The 2,679-nt window shown below is 34.8% G+C and carries 2 protein-coding genes and 1 pseudogene; all 3 read right to left on the bottom strand.

What is annotated here, in order from left to right:
- Positions 1-2: 2 nt before the first annotated feature.
- Complete coding sequence (locus ACQR30_RS07880) at positions 3-407, bottom strand: NADH-quinone oxidoreductase subunit A (protein ID WP_429733724.1); 405 nt, start codon at positions 405-407, stop codon at positions 3-5.
- Positions 408-495: 88 nt separating this feature from the next.
- Positions 496-2,226, bottom strand: a complete 1,731-nt coding sequence (locus ACQR30_RS07885) for a tetratricopeptide repeat protein (protein ID WP_429733727.1) — start codon at positions 2,224-2,226, stop codon at positions 496-498.
- 95 nt (positions 2,227-2,321) lie between these two features.
- Positions 2,322-2,679: pseudogene (locus tag ACQR30_RS07890) on the bottom strand (hypothetical protein); the annotation flags it as partial.

Raw genomic sequence — 2,679 nt, forward strand, 5'->3', positions numbered from 1 at the left:
AATTAGTCAACCAAATTTAAACACCCTTTTTTTATTATATACATAAAACAAATTACAAAAAAAACTACAAATAATAATATCTCATAAAAACCATTCCATGCTAAAGCTCGGAAATTAACGGCATAAGGATAAAAGAAAATAACTTCTACGTCAAACAAGACAAATAAAATAGCTACCAGAAAGTATTTAATAGCCATTGGCTGCCTGGCATTGCCATGGGAGGTAATACCGCTGGAAAAACTTTCCAGCTTATCACTGGTTTTCCTTTTAGGCCCCAATAGTGAGGATACAAAAATCATCGTTGCCACAAAACCTGCAGCAAATATGATTTGAATGATTATTGGTATATAATTGGTGGCGATATCCGGATTTGAAATACTTACTAATAGCGAATTTAATGAATACATTCTTTTAAATTGAGTAACAAAAATAGTATATATCTATAAAAGAAAAAACTCTCTTAAAAAATTAAGAGAGTTTTTTTGAAATGAAATTTTAATGCTGTGTTGAATCTTTAGGTCTTTTTTCCGGATGTTTAGCGTAATAATCATCAATGGCTTTTTGTTGATCAATGGCTTTTTGTAATTGATCTACTGCGGATTTTGCGCTCACATTGGTAGGATCTAAATCGGCTATTTTTTGAAAAATAACTAATCCTTTTTTATAATCCTTTATATCATATACATAATAGGATCCTAATTTTCCATATTCCGCAATGATTAGATCTTTATTCTTAACTGTGTCTTTGCTTAAGAAGTTTATGTAATCATTAATAGCAGGAATAGCTTGTACGATAGTGCTGGTATCTTGCGCTAATTTCGTTTGTTCCAAATAGTAATAGCCGTAAGCTTGGTTAGGGTATTTGGTTTTATACAAAGTAAACATGCTGTCTGCAACAGGAAGATAGACAGCATTTATTCTTCCAGCTTCCAAAGCTGCTTGTCCTAAATTGAAAATATCAAGATTGGTGCGGGAAGCAGTATCTTTTGCATTATATAATTTTCTTAACCAATTATACTTGGCAATCGGTTTATTTGCTTTATCCAATGCATAAGCGATTGAATCGGCATAAACTGCTTTTTCTGAAGCAAGGGTATCCAAATCATATGCCTTAGTTAAATACGCAACAGCTGTGTCTTCCATTCCGGCAACGTCTTTATAGATAAATCCGGCAAAAGCATAGTCATAAGGTAAAACGTTTCCTGGAGCAACAGTTGTGAAGAATTTTTTAGCATAAGTCACTGCATTAGCGCTATCGCCTAAGCGGTGGTAATCAGCAGCCATTAACAAAGGCAAATGTGAATAGGTAGCGCAGGCACCGGATTCCATCTGTTTTGCTTTATTAAGAGATTCCTGATAACTACCTGTTTGGAATAAATAGTCAGCCTGAGAATATTGTACTTCACAACCATTATCAGAGTTTGCTACATATTTATCTAAATATTGTTTTGCCTTCGTAAAATCTTTATCCTTATAATAATTAAAATATCCTAAATAAATGGGTGCGAAAGTTGGGTCTGCTGTTATTCCTTGTTGATACCATTGATTCATTACATCAAAGTTATCTTGGGACTGAAAAATTAAACCCAAATGGTAATCTGCAGCAGCAAATTTTGGATCACGATTAGAGGCTTGTGTAAATGCGGAATAAGCATTACCACCCTGATCTCCACCTATTTTTAAGAAATTCAAACCTAAATATAAAGCGGAATAAGGATCTGTTTTATCTAAACTCATGGCTTCTTGCAATTTAGGAATAGCATACATCGGATCTCCCACATCTTTATTTCCATAAGCACTCGCAAGGCCAATTGCGGTACGTATAGCCGCTTGATCTACTTCTTTGTGACGGCCTTTTGTTTTGTCGATAAGCGTAATGGCTTGTTCAAATTTTTGCTCAGCAGCATCATTTTTATGATTGATATAATCGATTTCCCCCAGACCCACCAAAATCCATGGGCTGTTTAAGCTGGCAGCTTTTTGATATAAGGCCAATGCTTTACCTGTACCGTCGGTTTCTCCATTTATATTATCTAAATATACTTGCCCCAACCAGTAAATGCTTTGGCCATCTTGCGGGTTTTTCTGTACTACTTGTTGCAATATTTGTTCTGCACTGGTAAATTTACCATAATAGAGGGCCTTAATACCATCCTCTAGTTTTTGCGCCGATGCGAATGCTACGCCGCTCGCTAAAGCTAGAAAACTTAAAACAATCTTCTTCATTTTCTTCAATTTGATTTTTTGTATTTATTTGTTTAACGAAATATTGCAAACAGCAGGCTCACAATAATCTCTTCTAAGAAAGTAAAAAATAAAAACTACTTATTTTTTGCAGCAAAATCTTTTACGGTCCTAATTGTAAAATTCATTTTTGCGGGAACTAAATTCCCTCGTCTAAAAATTAATTGTCCTCGTTGAAAACTTAAAAAGTTATAGAACGAAGTTCCCAACCCTATATAATTGTCCTTCAACACACAATACAAAGGACGTACCAAAGGATATTGCATATGATAAATGGTGGACTGAGACGGTCTAGCAAAAACGCCTGTTGAATCCTTGTTTTTACATTCAACATAGGCTAAATGGATTTTATTGAAGTAGGCTAACTGTTCGGGATCTTCTTCATTCCCTACCCAGCTGGAACCTACAAAACCCACGGTATTTTTGTTAGCTGCT

This window comes from Arachidicoccus sp. (assembly GCF_050436765.1).
Classification (GTDB): domain Bacteria; phylum Bacteroidota; class Bacteroidia; order Chitinophagales; family Chitinophagaceae; genus Arachidicoccus.

Bases quoted from the DNA above. Each gene is read 5' to 3' on its own strand.
- ACQR30_RS07880 (WP_429733724.1), bottom strand. From the start codon at position 407: ATGTATTCATTAAATTCGCTATTAGTAAGTATTTCAAATCCGGATATC.
- ACQR30_RS07885 (WP_429733727.1), bottom strand. From the start codon at position 2,226: ATGAAGAAGATTGTTTTAAGTTTTCTAGCTTTAGCGAGCGGCGTAGCA.